Annotated in this window: 19 protein-coding genes and 1 tRNA gene; 7 read left to right on the plus strand and 13 right to left on the minus strand. The window is 39.4% G+C overall.

Features of this window, described 5'->3' with window-relative positions; all coding sequences use genetic code 11:
• Positions 1–6: 6 nt before the first annotated feature.
• The 4 genes from surE to dnaG all read right to left on the minus strand — a co-directional run bounded on the left by surE (position 7) and on the right by dnaG (position 4,769).
• The gene (surE, locus tag AC0L6R_RS09560) at positions 7–792 is read right to left on the minus strand and encodes a 5'/3'-nucleotidase SurE (protein WP_473270970.1); all 786 of its coding nucleotides are present in this window, start codon (positions 790–792) and stop codon (positions 7–9) included.
• Entirely contained in the window at positions 793–1,452 is a 660-nt protein-coding gene (locus AC0L6R_RS09565) for a hypothetical protein (protein ID WP_283414297.1), read from the minus strand. It lies immediately after the preceding gene.
• A gap of 82 nt (positions 1,453–1,534) precedes the next feature.
• Complete coding sequence (locus AC0L6R_RS09570) at positions 1,535–2,746, minus strand: bifunctional 3,4-dihydroxy-2-butanone-4-phosphate synthase/GTP cyclohydrolase II (RefSeq protein WP_283414296.1); 1,212 nt, start codon at positions 2,744–2,746, stop codon at positions 1,535–1,537.
• 85 nt (positions 2,747–2,831) lie between these two features.
• Positions 2,832–4,769: a DNA primase gene (gene dnaG / locus AC0L6R_RS09575; RefSeq protein ID WP_283414295.1), complete on the minus strand. Its 1,938-nt coding sequence runs from the start codon at positions 4,767–4,769 to the stop codon at positions 2,832–2,834.
• A gap of 150 nt (positions 4,770–4,919) precedes the next feature.
• Here dnaG and AC0L6R_RS09580 point away from each other — a divergent pair, with 150 nt between their 5' ends.
• The 6 genes from AC0L6R_RS09580 (at position 4,920) to AC0L6R_RS09605 (ending at position 12,387) form a co-directional block, all read left to right on the plus strand.
• Positions 4,920–6,014: an Mrp/NBP35 family ATP-binding protein gene (locus AC0L6R_RS09580; protein WP_473270971.1), complete on the plus strand. Its 1,095-nt coding sequence runs from the start codon at positions 4,920–4,922 to the stop codon at positions 6,012–6,014.
• Positions 6,015–6,019: 5 nt separating this feature from the next.
• Positions 6,020–6,268 (plus strand): NifU family protein, encoded by a 249-nt coding sequence (locus AC0L6R_RS09585; protein WP_111613553.1) that lies wholly within the window; start codon positions 6,020–6,022, stop codon positions 6,266–6,268.
• A gap of 11 nt (positions 6,269–6,279) precedes the next feature.
• Entirely contained in the window at positions 6,280–9,255 is a 2,976-nt protein-coding gene (locus AC0L6R_RS09590) for a M43 family zinc metalloprotease (protein ID WP_473270972.1), read from the plus strand.
• Positions 9,256–9,504: 249 nt separating this feature from the next.
• On the plus strand, positions 9,505–10,245 hold the full coding sequence (locus tag AC0L6R_RS09595; protein WP_473270973.1) for a PASTA domain-containing protein: 741 nt from the start codon (positions 9,505–9,507) through the stop codon (positions 10,243–10,245).
• A gap of 32 nt (positions 10,246–10,277) precedes the next feature.
• Positions 10,278–12,086 (plus strand): T9SS type A sorting domain-containing protein, encoded by a 1,809-nt coding sequence (locus AC0L6R_RS09600; protein ID WP_473270974.1) that lies wholly within the window; start codon positions 10,278–10,280, stop codon positions 12,084–12,086.
• A gap of 4 nt (positions 12,087–12,090) precedes the next feature.
• Positions 12,091–12,387, plus strand: a complete 297-nt coding sequence (locus AC0L6R_RS09605) for a rhodanese-like domain-containing protein (RefSeq protein ID WP_283414290.1) — start codon at positions 12,091–12,093, stop codon at positions 12,385–12,387.
• A 25-nt stretch (positions 12,388–12,412) separates the two neighbouring features.
• Here AC0L6R_RS09605 and AC0L6R_RS09610 read toward each other — a convergent pair whose 3' ends face one another.
• Together AC0L6R_RS09610 and AC0L6R_RS09615 are read right to left on the minus strand one after the other, a co-directional pair.
• Positions 12,413–13,522, minus strand: coding sequence for a site-2 protease family protein (locus AC0L6R_RS09610; protein ID WP_473270975.1), 1,110 nt, complete (start codon positions 13,520–13,522; stop codon positions 12,413–12,415).
• Positions 13,523–13,645: 123 nt separating this feature from the next.
• Positions 13,646–14,143 carry an HAD family hydrolase gene (locus AC0L6R_RS09615; protein ID WP_473270977.1) on the minus strand — a complete coding sequence of 166 codons (498 nt, stop codon included), beginning with the start codon at positions 14,141–14,143 and terminating at the stop codon, positions 13,646–13,648.
• Between the two features lie 97 nt (positions 14,144–14,240).
• On the opposite strand from AC0L6R_RS09615, the gene AC0L6R_RS09620 reads away from it, so the two are divergent.
• Positions 14,241–14,314: transfer RNA gene (locus AC0L6R_RS09620), tRNA-Ile, on the plus strand.
• Positions 14,315–14,812: 498 nt separating this feature from the next.
• On the opposite strand, the gene AC0L6R_RS09625 is transcribed toward AC0L6R_RS09620, so the two are convergent.
• From AC0L6R_RS09625 to AC0L6R_RS09655, 7 genes are all read right to left on the minus strand, one after another.
• Positions 14,813–15,727: a CotH kinase family protein gene (locus tag AC0L6R_RS09625; protein WP_473271022.1), complete on the minus strand. Its 915-nt coding sequence runs from the start codon at positions 15,725–15,727 to the stop codon at positions 14,813–14,815.
• 31 nt (positions 15,728–15,758) lie between these two features.
• Complete coding sequence (locus AC0L6R_RS09630) at positions 15,759–16,211, minus strand: hypothetical protein (RefSeq protein ID WP_473270978.1); 453 nt, start codon at positions 16,209–16,211, stop codon at positions 15,759–15,761.
• 710 nt (positions 16,212–16,921) lie between these two features.
• Positions 16,922–17,392, minus strand: coding sequence for a hypothetical protein (locus AC0L6R_RS09635; RefSeq protein ID WP_473270979.1), 471 nt, complete (start codon positions 17,390–17,392; stop codon positions 16,922–16,924).
• Positions 17,385–17,663, minus strand: coding sequence for a hypothetical protein (locus AC0L6R_RS09640; protein WP_283414283.1), 279 nt, complete (start codon positions 17,661–17,663; stop codon positions 17,385–17,387). The genes AC0L6R_RS09635 and AC0L6R_RS09640 overlap by 8 nt, the downstream gene beginning before the upstream one ends.
• A 6-nt stretch (positions 17,664–17,669) precedes the next feature.
• A complete protein-coding gene (locus AC0L6R_RS09645; protein WP_283414282.1) occupies positions 17,670–18,272 on the minus strand; it encodes an RNA polymerase sigma factor in 603 nt (200 codons plus the stop codon).
• Between the two features lie 39 nt (positions 18,273–18,311).
• A complete protein-coding gene (locus AC0L6R_RS09650) occupies positions 18,312–19,106 on the minus strand; it encodes a haloacid dehalogenase type II (protein WP_473270980.1) in 795 nt (264 codons plus the stop codon).
• Positions 19,099–19,533, minus strand: a complete 435-nt coding sequence (locus AC0L6R_RS09655) for a hypothetical protein (protein WP_473270981.1) — start codon at positions 19,531–19,533, stop codon at positions 19,099–19,101. Before AC0L6R_RS09655 ends, AC0L6R_RS09650 begins: the two co-directional genes overlap by 8 nt.
• Positions 19,534–19,553 lie beyond the last annotated feature (20 nt).

Genomic DNA, 19,553 nt, shown 5'->3' on the forward strand with positions numbered 1-19,553 from the left:
CTTGGATTACTTTTTTAAATCATCCCAATCCCAATCTTTATTTAGTTGTGTAATTGCATGATGGGCTGTCAAATCATATTGGCATGGAACTATGGAAACGAAATTATTGGCAATGGCCCATTCGTCATTATCCTCGCCTTTATCAAAATTCACAAAATTTCCAGCTAACCATAAATACTTTCTACCATTCGGATCAAAACGTTCGTCAAACTCCTCCTGCCATTTAGCATCAGCTTGACGACAAATTTTCACCCCTTTGATAGCTTCATTTTGCTTCGGCGGAAAGTTTACATTAAGTGCAATCCCATTTGTCATTCCTTTTTTAAGTACCTGACGGGTTATTTTCTCCACCCATTCTTCTATATGAGAGAATTCAGCCTTTGAGGAAAAATCACATAAACTAAAACCAATCGAAGGATAACCTTCCATTGCCCCTTCAATTGCCGCAGACATAGTGCCAGAGTAAAGAACAGATATCGAGGTGTTTGAGCCATGATTTATCCCACTCACGATTAAATCTGGACTTCTATCCTTCATCACATAATGCTTCGCCAATTTCACGCAATCTGCAGGAGTACCACTTGACTTGTAAGCTTTTACTCCATCGAAAATATCTACCTCTTCTAATCGTAAAGTTTCTCCTATGGTAATGGCGTGCCCCATACCTGATTGGGGACTATCTGGTGCTACTACCACCACATCTCCCAATTTCTTCATTACAGATACGAGAACACGAATCCCTTTCGAGGTGATTCCATCATCATTCGAGACGAGAATTAATGGTTTGGACATTTAATTTTGATTCAATTCGTTGTAATAGGCTGTGATACGCAGTAAATCTCCTCTTTTATCATAGTCTAAGCGATTTTTGCGCATAAAAAGAGATATTTGGTCATCATGACCTGGCAGCATTTCAAACAGATCTTTCTTTTTCAAGCTGTACTGTTCAATCTTACCATTTTTCAAAAAATAGTAATTAAAAGCTAACTTTTGACCCACCATCATTGACGGGGGACCATAATAAGGGTTCATGCCATATCCCCCCATCATTCCATAGTTCCCCATTCCTCTAGAATCAGTAGCTACGTACTCTCTGCATAGTAAGGCAAGTTCTTCCCCTTGTGTCAGCACTTCAAAGAATATAGGAGTGGCATAATCGTTCTCAAAAGCATAAGGCAAGCTGTAGAATTTACGTACACCACCATACACTTCATCAAAAAACTCAAAATAGGTGACATTCGTCGATGTAAATGTCTCAATAGTTTGGTCTTGCAACTGAACTACGTTGTTATCCAAATCATACTTGATTTTTCCTCCATATACCTGTCCATCTGTGGTATAGATATTCCCTTTGTGCCATAATTGTGAAGGGAATTGGTTCTGTGCAAAAGCAGCAGCTATACTCAAAAATAGTATGCTAAGGGAGAATATTACTTTTTTCGCGGTTTCCATCATGTCTGAGTTTACGGAATATTACGTGGCAGGTTAATTCTCAATACCAGATATTGACAAATATCAATACAAGAAAATCAATTTACTTTAAAATATTGTGCCCCATTTTATCCCGCTTAGTCTGAAGATATTTTTCATTATGCACATTTGGACTTATTTCTATAGGAACTTGCTCTACGATTTGCAGACCATAGCCTAGGAGACCCACTCTCTTTTGAGGGTTGTTGGATATCAGACGTAATTTACTCACATCCAGATCACGTAATATCTGAGCTCCTACCCCATAGTCTCTGCTATCTGAAGGAAGACCAAGCGCTAGATTCGCCTGAACGGTGTCCATGCCTTCTTCCTGTAATTTATATGCTTTCAACTTATTAATTAAACCAATCCCTCTTCCTTCCTGATTCATATAAAGAATAACACCTTTTCCTTCTTTCTGAACCATCTGCATGGCAGCATGTAATTGGGGACCACAATCACATCTGCAGGAACCGAAAATATCACCCGTCATACAAGAAGAATGCACTCGAACCAATACCGGCTCATCCTTATCCCATTTGCCCTTTACCAACGCTAGATGTAGCTCTTGAGTATTGGTTTGACGAAATGCAATTAATTCAAAATCTCCAAAATCTGTAGGAAGCTCTACCCCAATCTCACGCTTGATGAGAGACTCATGCTTCAATCTATAGGCAATTAAATCCTTGATAGAAATTAGCTTTAGATTAAATTTCTTAGCTACCTCTACCAAATCTGGGAGTCGGGCCATAGTCCCGTCCTCATTCATTATTTCCACCAAAACACCTGCTGGGGAAAATCCAGCCAAACGCGCTAAATCAATTGCTGCTTCAGTATGTCCTGCCCTTCTTAATACCCCACCTCTTTTAGCTTTGAGGGGAAAAATATGACCAGGCTTTCCTAATTCGCTCGGGTCTATAGAATCATCTACGAGTGCTTTGATTGTATTGGCTCTATCCGCCGCAGAAATACCTGTAGTACACCCATGACCGATCAGGTCAACGGAGACCGTAAAAGGAGTTTCATAAGCAGCGGTATTATTCCCTACCATTAACTCGAGACCAAGCTTTTCACAACGATCTTCTATAAGAGGAGCACATATAAGCCCACGCCCATGAGTCGCCATGAAATTGATGATTTCTGGAGTTACTGTGTCCGCAGCACACACGAAATCACCCTCATTTTCTCTATCCTCATCATCTACTACGACAATTACTTCTCCGTTTTTGATAGCTACTATAGCATCTTCAATCGGGTCCAGAATATATTTTTCCACGAAATTTGTGTTTGAATTAGTATTAAGAAAAGCAAATTTACACGCTTTCAAATCTTAAACAGGAAGAAGCCAAATAAAGTTTGGTTTACCCAATTACTATTCCCAGCTCTTTGTCAATTTCAAGCTGTACTTTTTTGAGCTCAAAATAAATCACCTGAAACTCATGAACTTTATCGTCATCTAGCTGCTCAGATTCCGCATTTTTTATTTTCTCCTTAGCCTCTTCCATTAGCTTTTGCACCATCTTGCGCTTCAACCTCAGGATGGATTTAAACCCAGTGATTGTCAGATCATCGGATTCAGTATTGATTATAATCTGATGCGTATCTGCCCAATGATGCGAAACTTCATGGCGAACTGTAATTAAATCTATTACCTCTAGTTGTATTTCCTTATCACCCAAGCCTATAAAATATTCTGAGGTGGGAATTTCTCCCTGAAGTAGGCTATTTCTATACAGGTCTAGAATCCGATTATAAATAGGAGTAGTAAAATCGAGATCTTCAGTCTCAGAAAGTAGGTATTGACACAAGTGCATTTCTTCATCTCCTAATTTCTGCCAACCATAATTCACTAGAATGCGAATCATCTCACGTTCCTGAATTCTTAGAATTTCTGAGAAAGTCGTGGCAGTTTCGTCAGGAATTAATTCATTAACTGCCTGCTCGGCAAAAGCCTCGTCCTTCTGACTGTAATAATTATCCTTCTGGCTCTTTAACAGTGTTTTGTTTAGCTCCGCATGAATAATATCTTCCTCTATTCCCAATAGCCCGGAAGCTTCCTTAGCATAAACGGAGCGAATAATCGGATCAGGAATTTTCCCGATACTTAATACAACTTCCCGGATTACCTCAGCTTTACGGATAGGATTTTTGGTAAATTCTTCCTTGTATAGACCTATTTTAAACCCAATAAAATCACGGCTATTGTTCTCGAGATAATCTTGAAACGCCTGGGAACCGACTTTTCTGGAATAACTGTCTGGATCTTCTCCATCAGGAAAAACTACTGCTTTCACATTCAACCCACCTTCCAGCAATAGATCTATACCTCGAAGTGAAGCTTTGATCCCGGCAGCATCACCATCGTAGAGCACAGTCACCTGATCGGTAAATCTCTTGATCAATTTGATCTGACCATCGGTCAGTGAAGTTCCCGAAGAAGCCACTACATTCTCTATCCCCGAAAGATGGAGGCTCACTACATCCGTATAGCCTTCCACCAGATAGCAATTGTCTTTTTCTCGTATTGCTTTTTTCGCCTGAAACATCCCATAGAGCACATCGCTCTTATGATAAACTGGTGTCTCTGGAGAGTTGATGTATTTGGGTTGATTTTTGTCTTTGGTAAGGATTCGTGCACCGAAGCCAAGGGGTTTACCGCTAATGTTGTGAATTGCGAAAATCACACGATTCCTAAAGCGATCGTAAACTCGGGATGCATCTCCTTCTTTCTGCAGAATCAAACCTGCTTTTAGCAGAATTTCCTCCTTAAAACCAGCTGACTTGGCAGCATTAAGCAAATTATCCCAACCGTCAAGTGCATAACCTAGGTCAAACTTCTCTATGATAGCTGGAGTAAACCCCCTCTCCTTGAAATAACTTAAGCCAATGGATTTCCCTTCTGCTGTTTGTAAGTTTTCCACAAAAAAATCTCTAGCAAAACCTAAAGCAATGAGTAAGCTTTCCCGCTCATTTTGAGCTTCATTCTGCTCAGGAGTACGGGTTTCATCTTCCTCTACCTCGATTCCATACCGCCCGGCTATGTGTTTAATTGCCTCTTGAAAACCAATGCCTTCAATATCCATTATGAATTGGATTGGATCGCCGGCTTTGCCACACCCAAAGCACTTATAGATTTGCTTTGCAGGAGAAATAGAAAATGAAGGTGTCTTTTCTCCATGGAACGGACAGTTGGCCCAGAGATTCTGACCTTTCTTTTTCATAGGTAAATAGTCACCGATCACCTCTTCGATGTCCATGCGTTCTTTGACCTTGTCCGTTGTAAGTTTACTTATGCCCATAGGAAAATGAATGAAGCAAAGTTAATTGCTGAATCTAAAAAATGAGAACTTTCTAAGGTTTCATCTAGTTCAGAAGTAATATAGATTTAATTCATACTTTATTTAGAAGCCATTAAGCTCTAAATTGCGCAAAATTACAATATTCAATTCATGGAGTTAACTAAGGATAATATCCTGAAAACGCTTTCCCGGGTACAAGATCCAGATCTGAAGAAGGATTTGGTCACGTTGGGGATGATACAAAAGATAGAAATCAACGGTAAAAACGTCAGCTTTAATGTAGTTCTCACTACGCCAGCCTGCCCTCTCAAAGAAGTAATCAAAAATAATTGCTTGGAAGTACTGAAAGAGGACTTTGGTTCTGAGCCTAAGTGGGACTTATTTATGACTTCTCAGGTAACTACCATCAGAGATGCTGCACCCGTTTTACCTCAAGTTAAAAACATCATAGCCATTGCCTCTGGTAAAGGAGGAGTAGGTAAATCCACCACAGCTGTAAATTTAGCGGTATCCCTAGCTAAAACCGGAGCAAAAGTTGGATTGATAGATGCAGATATATCGGGTCCTTCGATTCCTACTATGTTTAATGTGGAAGCGGAGCAACCAGCAGTAAAAAAAGTAGGTGAAAAGAATATTATCGTTCCTATAGAGCAATATGGAGTCAAATTGATGTCTATTGGTTTTCTGACACCTGTGGACAGTGCCGTGGTATGGAGAGGCCCTATGGCGAGTTCTGCGTTAAAGCAATTTATTTCAGACGTAGAATGGGGAGAATTGGATTATTTATTGATTGACCTACCTCCAGGAACTTCGGATATTCACCTCACCATGGTACAAACAGTACCGGTTACCGGTGCGGTTATAGTAACAACGCCCCAAAAGGTCGCTTTGGCAGATGCTAACAAGGGATTGTCGATGTTTAGACAGCCACAAATTAACGTACCCATCTTAGGTGTTATTGAAAATATGGCTTATTTTACACCCGAAGAATTACCTGAAAATAAGTATTACTTATTTGGTAAAGAGGGAGGAAAAAGATTAGCTGAGAAATACGATGTGCCGTTTTTGGGAGAAATACCAATCGTACAAAGTATTAGGGAAAGTGGTGATTCAGGATATCCAGCTGTTTTGAAAAAAGGAATCACCCAAGAATCATATATGACATTAGCTGAAGAAATAGCTAGACAAATTGCCATAAGAAATGCATCTCAGGATAAAACTGCAGTGGTAGAAATTAAAGCTTAATGAACATGCAACCAGAACTTAAAGAACAAATAGAATTTGCATTAGATACAATTCGACCATATCTGGAGGCAGATGGCGGAAATGTGAGGATAGTAGAACTGACCGACGACATGGTTTTAAAATTAGAGTTGTTAGGTTCATGTGGCTCATGCCCCATGTCTACTATGACCCTTAAGGCCGGAGTAGAAGAAGCTATCAAACGTGCAATCCCAGAAATCATTCGAGTAGAAGCCGTAAACCTAACAGTTGCTTAATTATTATAGTAATGAAAAAAGGTTTTCGGGTTATTGACAAAGCCAGTATGCTCCTACTCGGAGCGTTTTTTGTGTTTTCATCAGGCTTTGCGCAGCAATTCAAAACCTTTGACATCACTGATCAACTAAACCAGTCTAATTCTCATACCCATAGAGAAAAGTGCGGTCATACGATTTTAGAACAAAAAATGGAAAAGGAATTGGGCTATTTCGGCTCAAAACCATTTTTTGAAAGCTGGATAAATGACAGGATAGAAGACTATAAAAGTAGACCTCAAACCCTATCCAGAATAAGCGATGATCCTATTCTTATCCCAGTGGTAGTTCATGTAATCCACAATGGTGAGAGTATGGGACAAGGGACCAATGTTCCTCTTTCTCAGATTGAGGAGCAAATAAGGATATTGAATGAGGATTTTCAAAGATTAAATGCTGATGCAGTAAATACACCAGCTATTTTCGCCCCTGTCGCTGGCCAAATCAATATTGAATTCATATTAGCCAAGCAAGACCCATCAGGATTACCTACAAGTGGAATCACCCGTACGGTAGGCTCAAAATCTTCCTATGATCCGAATACTGACGCCACCACCATAGGCCAGTTGATCCAATGGAATCCAGCTGAATACATGAATATGTATGTGATTCCCTTGGTTAGTCCATACATCGGTTATTCTTCATTTCCAATTTCTGATCTACCTGGTCTCAATGGCACACCAAATTCTGCGATTACTGACGGCGTAGTCATAGATTATAGATATTTTGGTATTGGTGGAAGTGCAGTATCCTCGTCAAGAGGCCGAACTGCCACTCACGAAGTAGGTCATTTTTTTGGCCTGCGTCATATCTGGGGTGATGGTGGATGTGGAGTAGATGATTTCGTGGATGATACGCCTCCTCAGGACAATTCCAATTCCGCCTGCAGTGCCAACGCTTCGCGATTCAGCTGCGATACACAGGACATGATCCAAAATTACATGGATTATACCCCAGATGCTTGCATGAATCTATTCACTCAAGGCCAAGTGGAAAGATTTGAAGTTGTACTTGCAAATAGCCCTAGAAGAGTAACGCTACTGAATAACCGAGCCACTCAGGATCCACAACTCGCTGAAAATGATTTAGCAATAGCAAGTGTTTTGGAACCAGGCGAATTTGAGTGTGACCCACTTATCAATCCTTCTATAGAGGTTCTAAATGCAGGGAAAAACATCTTGACTTCAGGAAGAATTGAGCTTCGAAGAAATGGGACGATTCTGGAATCCAAAAGAGTTACTTTCAATCTAGCTACCGGAGAGAAATTTTTAGTGAATTTTAATCAATTCACACTTCTCCCAAATTCAAACACGATTGAATTTAGAATTACCCAGACCAATGATGTCCCTGATATCATCACTGAAAATAACAGCAGAATTATTACCCCTGAACTGGAGCAACCTGTCAATCTCCCTTACACTAATAATTTAAGTACCTTTCCTTCCCCTTGGTCTGTTTCCAATCCTGATGAACTCACGACTTGGGAAAAAAGAACCTTAACAATTTCGGGTGAGACACAAGATTTGGTTTACATTAGGCATTACGAATATGAAGCTCCAGGGCAATTAGATTACTATATCTCTCCGATTATTAATCTAACTCAATTTCCAAATGCACAACTTGTATTTGAACTAGCTTATGCACCTTACGACCAGGCTGGATTTACCGATGGATTAATAGTAGCGGTATCCCAAGATTGTGGTAATACATTTGATATTGCAAATGCCCCTTACGATAAAAATGATGCGCAATTACAAACCGCTCCAGCCACTCTAGATGAATTTATCCCGAACAATAACACGCAATTCAGAACTGAAATAGTCAATCTATCAGGCTATGCAGATCTAGGCTCAATCAGGCTAGCTTTTATCTCAGAGAATGCGTACGGAAACAACATCTACATTAAAAACATCAGGATACTTCCTAGCGAAGAATTTAAGTATAAATTAAATATCTCAGATATTAAATCCCCTACGCCTATTTCAGATGGTACTAGTGAATCTGATACTGTTACTTTAATTAACAGCGGGACTGTTCCTGTATCTACCTTCTTATTTTCAAGTTCAGTAAACGATGCTCCTGCACAAACTTATTTGGCCAGTGGCAGCACATTTTCACCATCTGAGTCCATCGATATTTCTATTCCAAATAGGACTACTGTGGGAAAAAGTAAAGTTAAGTTTGTAGTATCACAACCAAACTTTGATCAAAATGGAAATAACTCTGACAGCACGGAGTTGTACGTGATAGAAGATGATTCCACCATACCAGTGCCCTGGAGACAAAATTTCAATAGCTCAGCAGCATTAACTCCGTGGCAGACAATTAACCCTGAATCAAATGATGAAGGGTGGATTATTGCTTCGGCTTCATCTACCGAAGGGCCAAATAATGTAGTACGCGCTACTACCAAAAAACAGGACGACTCCTACTGGCTAGGAACACCAATTTTTGACTTATCGGCTAGTAGACAAGCAAGTATATTCTTTGACCTTGCGGCGGGTGTAAATGGTGCCAATACAAGGCTGAAACTATTGGCTAGTTCCAATGGTGGAAATACCTATTCGGAAGTCTGGTCTGCCAGTGGATCTTCACTTTCTACAGTTTCATCTGGAGAAGCAAATCCTAACAGTCCAGGCGATTACGTTCGTAAATTTGTCAATTTGAGTGATTTTGCGGGGTCAGGAAAAACCCAAACAAGGCTTGCGTTTGTATTAGAAAATGGATTGGAGACTGATCCACCTATCTACTTAGATAATATAGAATTATTCTTGAATGCTAATCCTGAGCCGGTAGTGCCTGCGATAGGAATGTCCGTTCTGTACCCAAATCCAGCACGAGATGTATTCAATATTTCGTTTAATTTGAATGATTTGGAAGATGTAACCATTCAAGTCATCTCAAGTACAGGTGCATTGGTTCAAGAAATTGTCTACCCAGGGCACACTTAATCAGACTTATTCTTTTAGCACTCAACTTTTTTCTAAGGGTGTGTTTATTGTCAATATATCGAGTAATACGATTAGAGAAACACGAAGATTAATCATTAATTAAGCAAAAATAAGCTGAAGAAATCCTCTTCGGCTTATTTTTTGCCTGAGGGATAAAACAGTTTTAGAATAATTCTTCGTTGTGAGGATTGAATTTCCCGCTTATCTTTAACTATTAAAATTTCTCAAGTATTACATTCCACTTTCCTTTTGAAAAAGATATTAATTAACCTCCTAGTGATCATAGGGATTTCAGTATTACTGGGTTTCCTTTTTTTGAAAGTTTATCTACCCATGTACACCAACCATGGTGAATCAGTCTCTGTTCCGGATTTGTCCGGCTATACATTCGATGAAGGCGTAGATATTCTCGATAGAGCTGGTCTTCAATATGAAGTGTCGCTAGACTCAGGATTCAACACAGATCTCAAGACTTTTGCAATTTTGAAGCAAATCCCAGAGCCAAACGCTCAGGTAAAAAGTGGTAAAACCGTTTACCTGACGCTGAACGCCCGAAATGCTCCTATGCTAAAAATGCCAAACTTAGTAAATACTCAGCTAAAAAACGTACAGGAGATATTGGCAAACATGGGATTGGAAAGAGGAGATATCAGGTATGTACCAGATATCGGTATCAATGTGGTTTTGGAGCAAAAATACCGTGGAGTAAATGTGCCTGAAGGATTCGAAATCCCTAAAGGCGCAAAAATTGACTTGGTTGTTGGAGATGGAATGGGTAATCAAATCCTGGCTGTTCCTGATCTAAAAGGAATGGACGAGGTAGATGCTGAGTTCTTAATATTGGGTTCTAGCTTAAGGGTAGGTAATAAGTATTATCTTGATACCGACTCCGTGGGGGCAGGCAAAGTATTGCGGCAAAATCCTGAAGCAACTAGGCAGGTGAAAACTGGAGAATTGATTGATCTTTGGATTGCGAAAGATAACTTGTAGGCTACATGCTAAAAATCCACCACATTTTTCGGATGACAGGGCTTCTTGTAGGCTTTTTCATATCGACTTTGGCTTTTGGCCAATTGGTGGAGATTGCACCTATCCAGCATTCTAAAATAAAATCCCAGGAATTTTCTGACCTTAACTGGAGAACCACTGCAGGGAATACCCTCCCTTTTTGGGATGATTTTTCCCAAGGGATAGACACACTGAAATGGACAGTTTCAGGCGCATCATATACTGAAACTATAGGCTTAAATCCACCATCTATTGGGATGATTCTTTTTGATGGGGTAGATGCAAACGGCAATCCATACTCATTAGCACAACGTGATCAGGGAGAAACGGACTACCTAACCTCAAAATCATTTGACCTTAGTACGCTAAGTGCACCAGATAGTGAAAGTCTGTATTTAAGTTTTTTTTGGCAAGCAGCAGGCAGAGCAGAACTTCCAGATGAAAGTGATCAGCTAATCTTGCAAATTCTTGACCCAGCAGGAAGCTGGATCACCATCTGGAGTCAACTTGGTGGAGTGTCACTGGATACTGAAGTCTTCACACAAGAGATAGTCAAAATTCTACCTTCTTGGCAACACGCCAATTTTCAGTTTAGATTTTTCTCAGAGGGCAGGCAATCAGGCCCCTTTGATAGTTGGATAATAGATTACATCTACCTCAATGATGGGAGAACAAGTTCTGATCTCGACTATAAGGACAGAAGCTTAACCAAGACAAATGAACTTAGAATTGATGAATTCGGCGCCTACCCATTTGTGCTCTTAGAAAGCAATCAAAACGATCTTTGGAGTACAGTGAAAAACACATTCTACAATCTGGAAAATCGCTTTCGTGCCATGGAGTATTCTATCGTGATCAGAGATTCTTCCACTAAGAGTAGTACGCCCATAAATCTAAATACTCCTTTCAACCCGGTACCGAATGCTCTAGAGAGAAGAGATTTTGAAAGTAGGAACTTTGATGAAATTCCAATTCCAGAGAATAAAACGACTTTGGAAATTATCTCTGCCATTACCTCTGGCGATGAATTACTTTATGAAGTTTCGGCAGGAGATACCACCTATTTCCCCACTGTAAATTATGAGCTAAACGATACTGTAAAGACATTTTTCCCACTCTTAGACTACTTTGCCTATGACAATGGTTCTGCTGATTACGCAGCTGGAATTAATCAGAGATCCGGTCAATTAGCTGTGAAATACTTTACGCCTCAAGAGGTATATCTGAAAGGAATTTCTATAAATTTCAGTAACCCAAAACAAGCAAATCAAGCCGTAGATATAAATGTATGGACGGATCTCGATAAAGACCCAATCCTCACAAAGGAGGATTTAATTGCGGTAAAGGAAGCTGGTCAAGAGTTTTTATATTATTCTCTTGACACGAATATCAAGGTTGATGGAGACTTTTACATTGGCTTTACGCAATTCACCAACGACTTTATCCATGTAGGTCTAGATAAGGTTAATGACAACGGCGATAAGCTTTATTACAACGTTGTGGGGGCTTGGGTTCAAAATGAGGAAGTGCAGGGTTCGCTGATGATCAGGCCGCATATTAGTCTGGAAGCACCATTTGAAGAGGTAGTCGCACCTGAGGGTAATATTAGGATTTATCCTAATCCGGTAGAGACCCTACTCAATTTGGAAGGGGAATTTAGTGAAGCTAGAGTCTTTGATTCCTATGGGAGAGAAATTTTTCTTGAGCGTCAATTTTCACCCAAAGGAGAAATCGTTAATTTTAACGGACAGCGTCCGGGAATTTATGTACTAAACTTGGTAACCGGAGCTGGAATGCAATCATATAGAATTTTAGTCAAATAATAATATGGAAGATATAACAGTAGAAGACCTCAAATCCAGATTGGATAACAACGAAAAATTCATGTTTCTTGATGTTCGCGAAGAATGGGAATACGAGGATGATAATTTGGGCGCAAAAAATATCCCATTAGCGGATTTACCCTCTAGACTTGACGAATTGGAAGCATACAAAGACTCTGAAATAGTAGTTCACTGTAGATCAGGAGCCAGAAGTATGAATGCTAAGAAATTTTTGGAGTCCAAAGGTTTTTCAAAAGTTCGAAACACCACCGGAGGAATTTTAGCTTACAGAAATCTTTAAAACCAACTCCCTTCGGGGAGTTTTTTTATTTGAAAATAAATGGCTCGGGAGAAAAACATAGGATGAATACCACTATGGCTACCACACCTACTATTTTTCTGTTGGTATCTAACTCGCGGAAACCCGATACTTCTGGATGACGCAAACCCATAATTCTCCCTAGTAAAAAGCCATAAAATAACCATCCCTGATATCCATGAAGCTCAGGATTGATGAAGGCCAATGCATACTGAAACGCAGCTATCCCCAAAGCAAGTGTGACCCTATTCTTTAAACTTAAGCCTGACTTGGTGAAACAAATAAAGAGGAATCCCAAGTAAAGAGGAATCCATAGCATCAAATCCTCAATAGGAGAATAAGGACTAATAATGCCGATTCCTGCGTATCCTATAAATAAAATATAGGCAACTAAAGAAATCTCTTTGTGGCGTCTCGGAAAAAGACCAAATATCACATGCCCACCATCCAACTGCCCTATCGGTAGTAAATTTAAAGCTGTGAAAAACAAAGCAAGAAATCCAGCAAATAAATAAGGGTAATGTATCACCTCCGCCATAGGTGGCATACGATCTGGATCTGCAAATACCTCTCCCAATCCCCAGAAAAGCAGGTTATTACCCAACTCAAAATCTAATACTCCTTCTTCATAACCTTGAAAATTAGGATCAGAATATTCTGGATGTATGGAATAAATAAAATCAGGTTCAGGAAGTGTAGCAAAACCATAAATAAGCACGATAAGCGCAATCAAAAAACCTGCAAGAGGTCCAGCAACGCCTATATCGAAAAACTTTTTTCGACTGTTTACAAAGCCCTTCATCTGGATTACTGCTCCAAAGGTACCAATAGTGGGTATTCCAATAAATCCTAACCATCCAGGTATAAAATAAGGCAGGGTGCATTTCACTTTGTGGTATATAGCAATAAAAAAATGTCCTAACTCGTGAATTAGTAAAATTCCAATAAAGGGAATGGAGAAAGCCATGGATTTCCAAAAATACTCCCAGGTCAGGAAGCTATCATCCAAACCAAGCACCGATTTACCATAAACCCATTCTGCTCCTGCGAGTGTAGTAGCAATCAGAGTAACTAGAAATAGAATTCCGTGACGGAGGTATTCTTTTTTGCTATACATTCTTAAAATAATCGAAAATCACTTCAGGTCCTGTCACATGTACAGCCTGAATACCTACTTTTTTAGCACCTTCCACGTTGGCAATTAAATCATCAAAAAAGACCACACGGTCTCCCGATGTTCCTAGTCCACCAGCATCTTTTCATAGATTTCTGCAGAAGGTTTAGCTAGTCCCATTTCATGACTTAAAAACACCCAATCAAAAATTGGATCAAAATTTTGTAGGCTATGATCATTCTGTAAAATTCTATTTACAGCATTAATATGGATCAAATTTGTATTGCTTAATACACCAACCTGAAATTTTTCTCTCAATTTTGAAATTAATTCAAGCCTTTCTGAAGGAATTTTTAGCAGTAAACTGTTCCACAATTCATCTACTTTTTCATCCTTCCACTCCTGATTAAAATACGCTTTTACAGCTTGCCGAAACTCAGCCGAATTGATTCTACCTACCTCATAATCCTTGTGAAAATCAGTTAGATAAAAGCCCTCTACTTTGTGATGGAACTCAGAAGAAACTTCCTCTTTGATACGATTTATTGCCTTCTGATAATCTATATCTATGATGACATTTCCTAAATCAAAAATCAAAAAGTCTGCATCAGGTGCATTTTTCATTCGAAATATGGGTTGTGTATTTGCATTCAAATATGTAACATTGCACACCCAAAACCAAGGTTTAAGGCGAATACGAGCCAAAACTGAAGTTAATTTCGGGCCTATAGCTCATTCGGTTAGAGCAACTGACTCATAATCAGTAGGTGCCTGGTTCGATCCCAGGTGGGCCCACAAGCCATTCGTTAATTCGGATGGCTTTTTTTTATCTATAGCCATAAGTTGCTGCTAGATACTTTTAGCACTACACTTCATAATTTCTATACTGGGATTACTCAAGATATACCTGGATCAGGGATTCTTACTCATAATCAACTCTTCGGTGCCAGCCATCGTTTTACAGCTAAAATTTCAGATTTGGAGCTATTTCTATTACTAGGCGCTGGTTTATCTGCTCATGCAAGCAGAATGTTTTTGAGTACCAAAAAAAATCTAAAGCACGAAGTTTATTAAAGAGCTAAAGGAAAACATGAATGAGACAATGTTCTTTTCGAATGATCCAATCAATCGATAATTTCATTTCTATAAAGGATCTTGGACCAATCGATTTTGAATTTACAAGTGTTCAAAACAACTACAGACTTGGAACCATAAATCCTGAAGTCCTTTTCAGGTGATTACAATCCCAAGTCTGTACTTATAAATTTTTAAGTTAGTTTACTTCCAACAAGATTAATTCCCTAAATAGGCTTTTACTGCCGCTGCACGTTGAGCAGCATGTGATTTTAGTGTGCTTACTGCTGATTGAAAATCAGCACTGCTATTTAAGAAAGTATATCCGCGTGTTTCCGTGGTCGCATAGGGTTCAATCAGCGTAGCATATTCTGTGTAAACAGCCTGTATTTCACTCGTGCTAAACACGCCATTGATTACCTCTTCCACATAGGTATCATACTTCCCTTTATAGACAGGATCGGCATACAAATACCCTATAAGTGGCCACTGAGTGGAAGAAAGACCTGAAAAATTCAAAGGTAAAGATCCTCCCATGTTTCCAGTTTGTAAGGCCTCGTTATTGTCCCAAGGAATCCAGTTCAGAAGTTTTGTGTCTGGATTATTATACAAGAAGTAATTGTGAGTCATCCTTCCATAGGTATCCCAGTTTTGGATGACCGTATTCGCTGCTAAGTACTTTAAGAATACATCTGTATCCAAAACAGTCTCCAAATTGGCTCTCCACGCAGCAGGGTCACTAGTCCGGTTGCTGGCATGCAAAGCAGAGAATAGATTCTGAATATCGGACCAATCGGCATCATCCTCATTGGTTTCTTTCACAAAAACAGATTCAGTAAATGAGCCTTCAGCAAAACTTGCCCCAATACCATCCGGCTGATACAGATTCCCATCATTATCCGAAAACTGCGTGTCAATCAGCGTATCATCCACTTCTTCGACCATGGTGTATAATCCAAAATAAACTGGACCACTACCATTATCTACATAAACTCTATAAAATGCAGTATGCGAACTAGCTAATCCTGCATTTCTAAAAATATCCGCAGCCACCTTTTCACGAAGCATGGATTTATCATTGAAGTTATTTTTAAGACTTAGTTTTTTGAATCCGAAAAAGCGCTGATTTTTAATCTGAGGGTAGTTGTCTTCAAATTCATCAAAATCAAGTTTGAAAGAGCAGTTTCATATTCCCAGACTTCCAAGTTGAGGATAGACTGGAATTGCCTTTAAATCGAAGGCCTACTCGATACCATTCCTGCCCTTCGTAAAAAACCTCTGCTGGAACAAAAACAGGATTCTCCTCTGCAAATGAAGCACCTCCGCCAGATCCTCCTCCTACTCCAAAGTTCCCATATAGACTAGTCATATCGTCCAGCATTGCTTGCCAGCGGGCGGAAGTGACTACAATGTCTATTCGCTTTACGACCTTATCCTCAAAGACCTCTGCAAAATTTGGATCCGCATCGTTGCTGTGGGTTGCCACTCCCCAGTCTGTCGGCTCAAAATCTCCATCTGAATAATCTTCTTCAATAATTTCCTCCGGGGTAATGCTATCTACTTCACTGCAGGCTATGAAGAGGGAAAGTAAAATGATGGATAAGAGTAATTTTTTCATAAGTGATAGTTTTTAATGGTGATTTGAAGTTGGTTCAATTATATATCTGTGATTTTTTGAAAACGTCCTAGGATGTATGACCTTACTTAAAACTCAGGCTTGACTATTCACCTTTTGGAGTTTCTATGAATGTGGAAATTAGGATTGAGACAGGATAGATGCCTTTTGAAAATTAGGTTTACCTATATTCTTATGGTAAATAAACCCTCCCATCACGGCGGTGATTATTACCATTGCGACCAAAAAAGGGACAACTAGTAACTTAAACTTTTTCGATATCTCGGGGTTTAGAGATATAGACGCGGCTTCTGAGTGAATCCCTCGGGTTGGTTACTTTTTTTCTTGTTTAAGTTAAAAAATTGAGGGGAAGGAATTTATTGTAAGATTATCCGCAATGAGGCCAGAAACCTTAGACTAATTTCCTATCTAAATGAAAAACAGACACTTAGGCTACACTTAGTACGAGTGACCGGCGATCGAAATGTCCTCAATTCTTAAGTTTGACAAATCTCACATTGCTTTTGCCTCCTTACTAGTAGAAAGCGTATATACCTATTTATCTTAGATCTGATCGGAATGAAAGGATTGCCACAAAAAACTGATGCCGCCTCATCAGTGAATGGACTCTCATATCGTCTGTAATAGAAAAGAGGCTGTCTCTCTATGAAACAGCCTCCTATCACTTTATAGTATCTAAAAATACCGATTACTTATCTATTCCTAGGCGGCATATTAGGTTGTTTTTGATCTGAGACCAAAACCCTCAACACATCTGCTATAATCTCATCAAAGTGTGCAAGCTGACTTTCATTACAAAGCAATTTCAAATCTTTAAAATGTTGGTATGTAACCGTGATTTTGTCTCCTTCAAGGCTTTCTATTTGTGCTAAAACCTCCTTCTCACCAGCTGAATCATTTGTTTTCAGATTATCGAAATATTCCTTCACCATCTTCCTTTGCTCAGCTTCCAGCTTTGCCACCTTCTTGCTATGATCTAGTGCTAATTCAAAATATTTCTTCTTTTGTTCCTCATTCAGGTCTAGCTTTTCTGAGATTTTCTCCATCAATCCGCCCTCATTTGGAGGAGGCATTTTCGGTCCTCGCAACATCATGAAGATCAATACTCCATTAATCACCAGCATCAGGATCAATCCTATCTTATAAAGGTTTGTATTATTCATTGCTGTAAATATTAAAATCAGAAATTAAAACCGAATAAGAATCGTTAGAAATTGAAGTTGCAGTAGTTTGATCATAGTTCAAGATAAAAAACAGATTACCTCCTACAATCGCAGTGACGCAAGCCGCCACAGCAAGCCACCTCAGAGGAGTTACCTGCTTTTGCTTTTGTAACTTAATCTGTTGCTCGATTTTACGAAATGCACCAGCAGGAACTTCAGAGCGCTCTGCTCCCTTCATGCTTGACAATATTTCATCTTTCCAGTTTTCCATTTAGTATTAAGACGGATTTTTTGGTGAATTCCCTCGCTCGGGAAAATGTTTTTCTAAAGCAACTTTTAAATTAGCCTTTGCCCGCTGCAACAGAGACTCCACGGCTTTGCGTGTAGTCTGCAAAATATCGGCTACTTCCTGCTGTGAAAGATCTTCAATTTGGGTAAGGATAAATACCGTTTTCTGCTTCTCCGACAATTCGTCTATGACGCGAAAAAGTATCCTGGCGTTCTCTTGGTTTTCCAATTTGACGCCAGGATGTATAAAGTCAACAGACTCGTACTTGATCTCAGCAGAGTCTTTCTTATAGAGGGAAGAAAATATACCGAATCGCTTTGTGCTGTTCTTTTTCCTAAGAAAATCCAAGGCCTTGTTTACAGAAATCCTATAAATCCAAGTACTCACAGAAGAGTCAGCTCGAAATGTCTTTGCTGTATTATAAACTGTCATAAAAACATCCTGAAGCAATTCTTCAGCATCCTCTGCATTTTTCGTATAGCTGAGAAGCGTATTATAAACTTTGGGAGAATAGTGGTCATAAAGCATTTTGAAAGCCAAATCATTGCCTTCAATTAGTTGCCGGATCCACAAACTATCCTCTCGTGTCATTCTTTTGATTTACTTGAAAACAAAGTGTTCAAAATCTGATCACTTATAATTGACCAATATATCAGCAATTTTTTGAAGATCTGGCTCTGAGATCTCTGTAACCGGAGCCAACGGGAAAATTTGTTGACCAGGACGGGAGATAAATGCAGCTCTCCAATTCGCCCACATCGCACCGGCAACATCCCAACCATGTGCGGCTATGAGCATACATTCTTCAGGTTTTACACCCACTTTTTCAGCAGCCCAAGTGTAGGTCTCTGAAAAGGGCTTGAATTTCCCTACATCTTCCACACTCAGTCTTTCGTCGAAGAATTCCAACAAACCGGCATATTCAAATTGCTTTTTTACGCCTTCATTGGAAGAATTAGTAAAGGACACCAACTTGTATCCAGCGGCTTTTAATTGACCCAAAGCAGCTTTGACCTCTGGATGTGCAGGCAAAGAACTGATAGATTTGCCAATGGTCTCTCTTGCATCAGCTTCAGAAATAGCTATTCCGTTGTTTGCGGCAACCATCTGCAAGGCAGCAGCTCCCACATAACCAAAATGCTCGTATTGCCCGCCTGCAGAAACTACAAGAGAATACTGAAGCATGGTAGTAAACCAAAGCGGCATCAAATCCTCTCTCCCACCAAGTGCTGCACTCACCTGCTTTTTCATCGCAGTAAGATCAAGGAGTGTTTCGTTTACATCAAAAAACAAAACCTTTGGTCGAGTGGCATTGGTTAATATGGTATTTTCGGTTGAGTTTGTCATAGCAAAATTTGGTAAAATCATTCCTCCAGCCCCTACTATTCCTATATTTTTAATAAAAGCCCTTCTTGTGTCAAACATGTGTTGAATTTTTTGTTGGTGATGATTTGTATAAGTATAGGTTAAAGAAAACTAGAATTAAGTAAGCAATTGGAATTAAGGGTGGCTTAATCCCCAAAGGCAAAACTGCAGCAGGAACATTTGGATGAAGATGCACATAACTAGCCACCAACATCATGAGAATGACTGTCATATTTGCCAGGTAAAAGGTAGTTTCTCTCATCCTTAATTTTAATTTATTGCCATAAAATGCCAGATAAATTAAAACCAATCCTACTGTAAGTTGGCTAAATTTGACCAAAAACTGCATCTGATCTGGAAAAGGGATAGCACTTAAAACCAATTGCTGATTGACCAAAGTTTTGAAAGGCTCCATAAACTTACCCACTCCTGGCAATAGCACAATTACCCCTAAAATACCACTTAAAATTCTAACTGATTTCTTCATTGATAAGTCTTAATGAAACA

Source organism: Algoriphagus sp. 10J20-15, assembly GCF_055809615.1.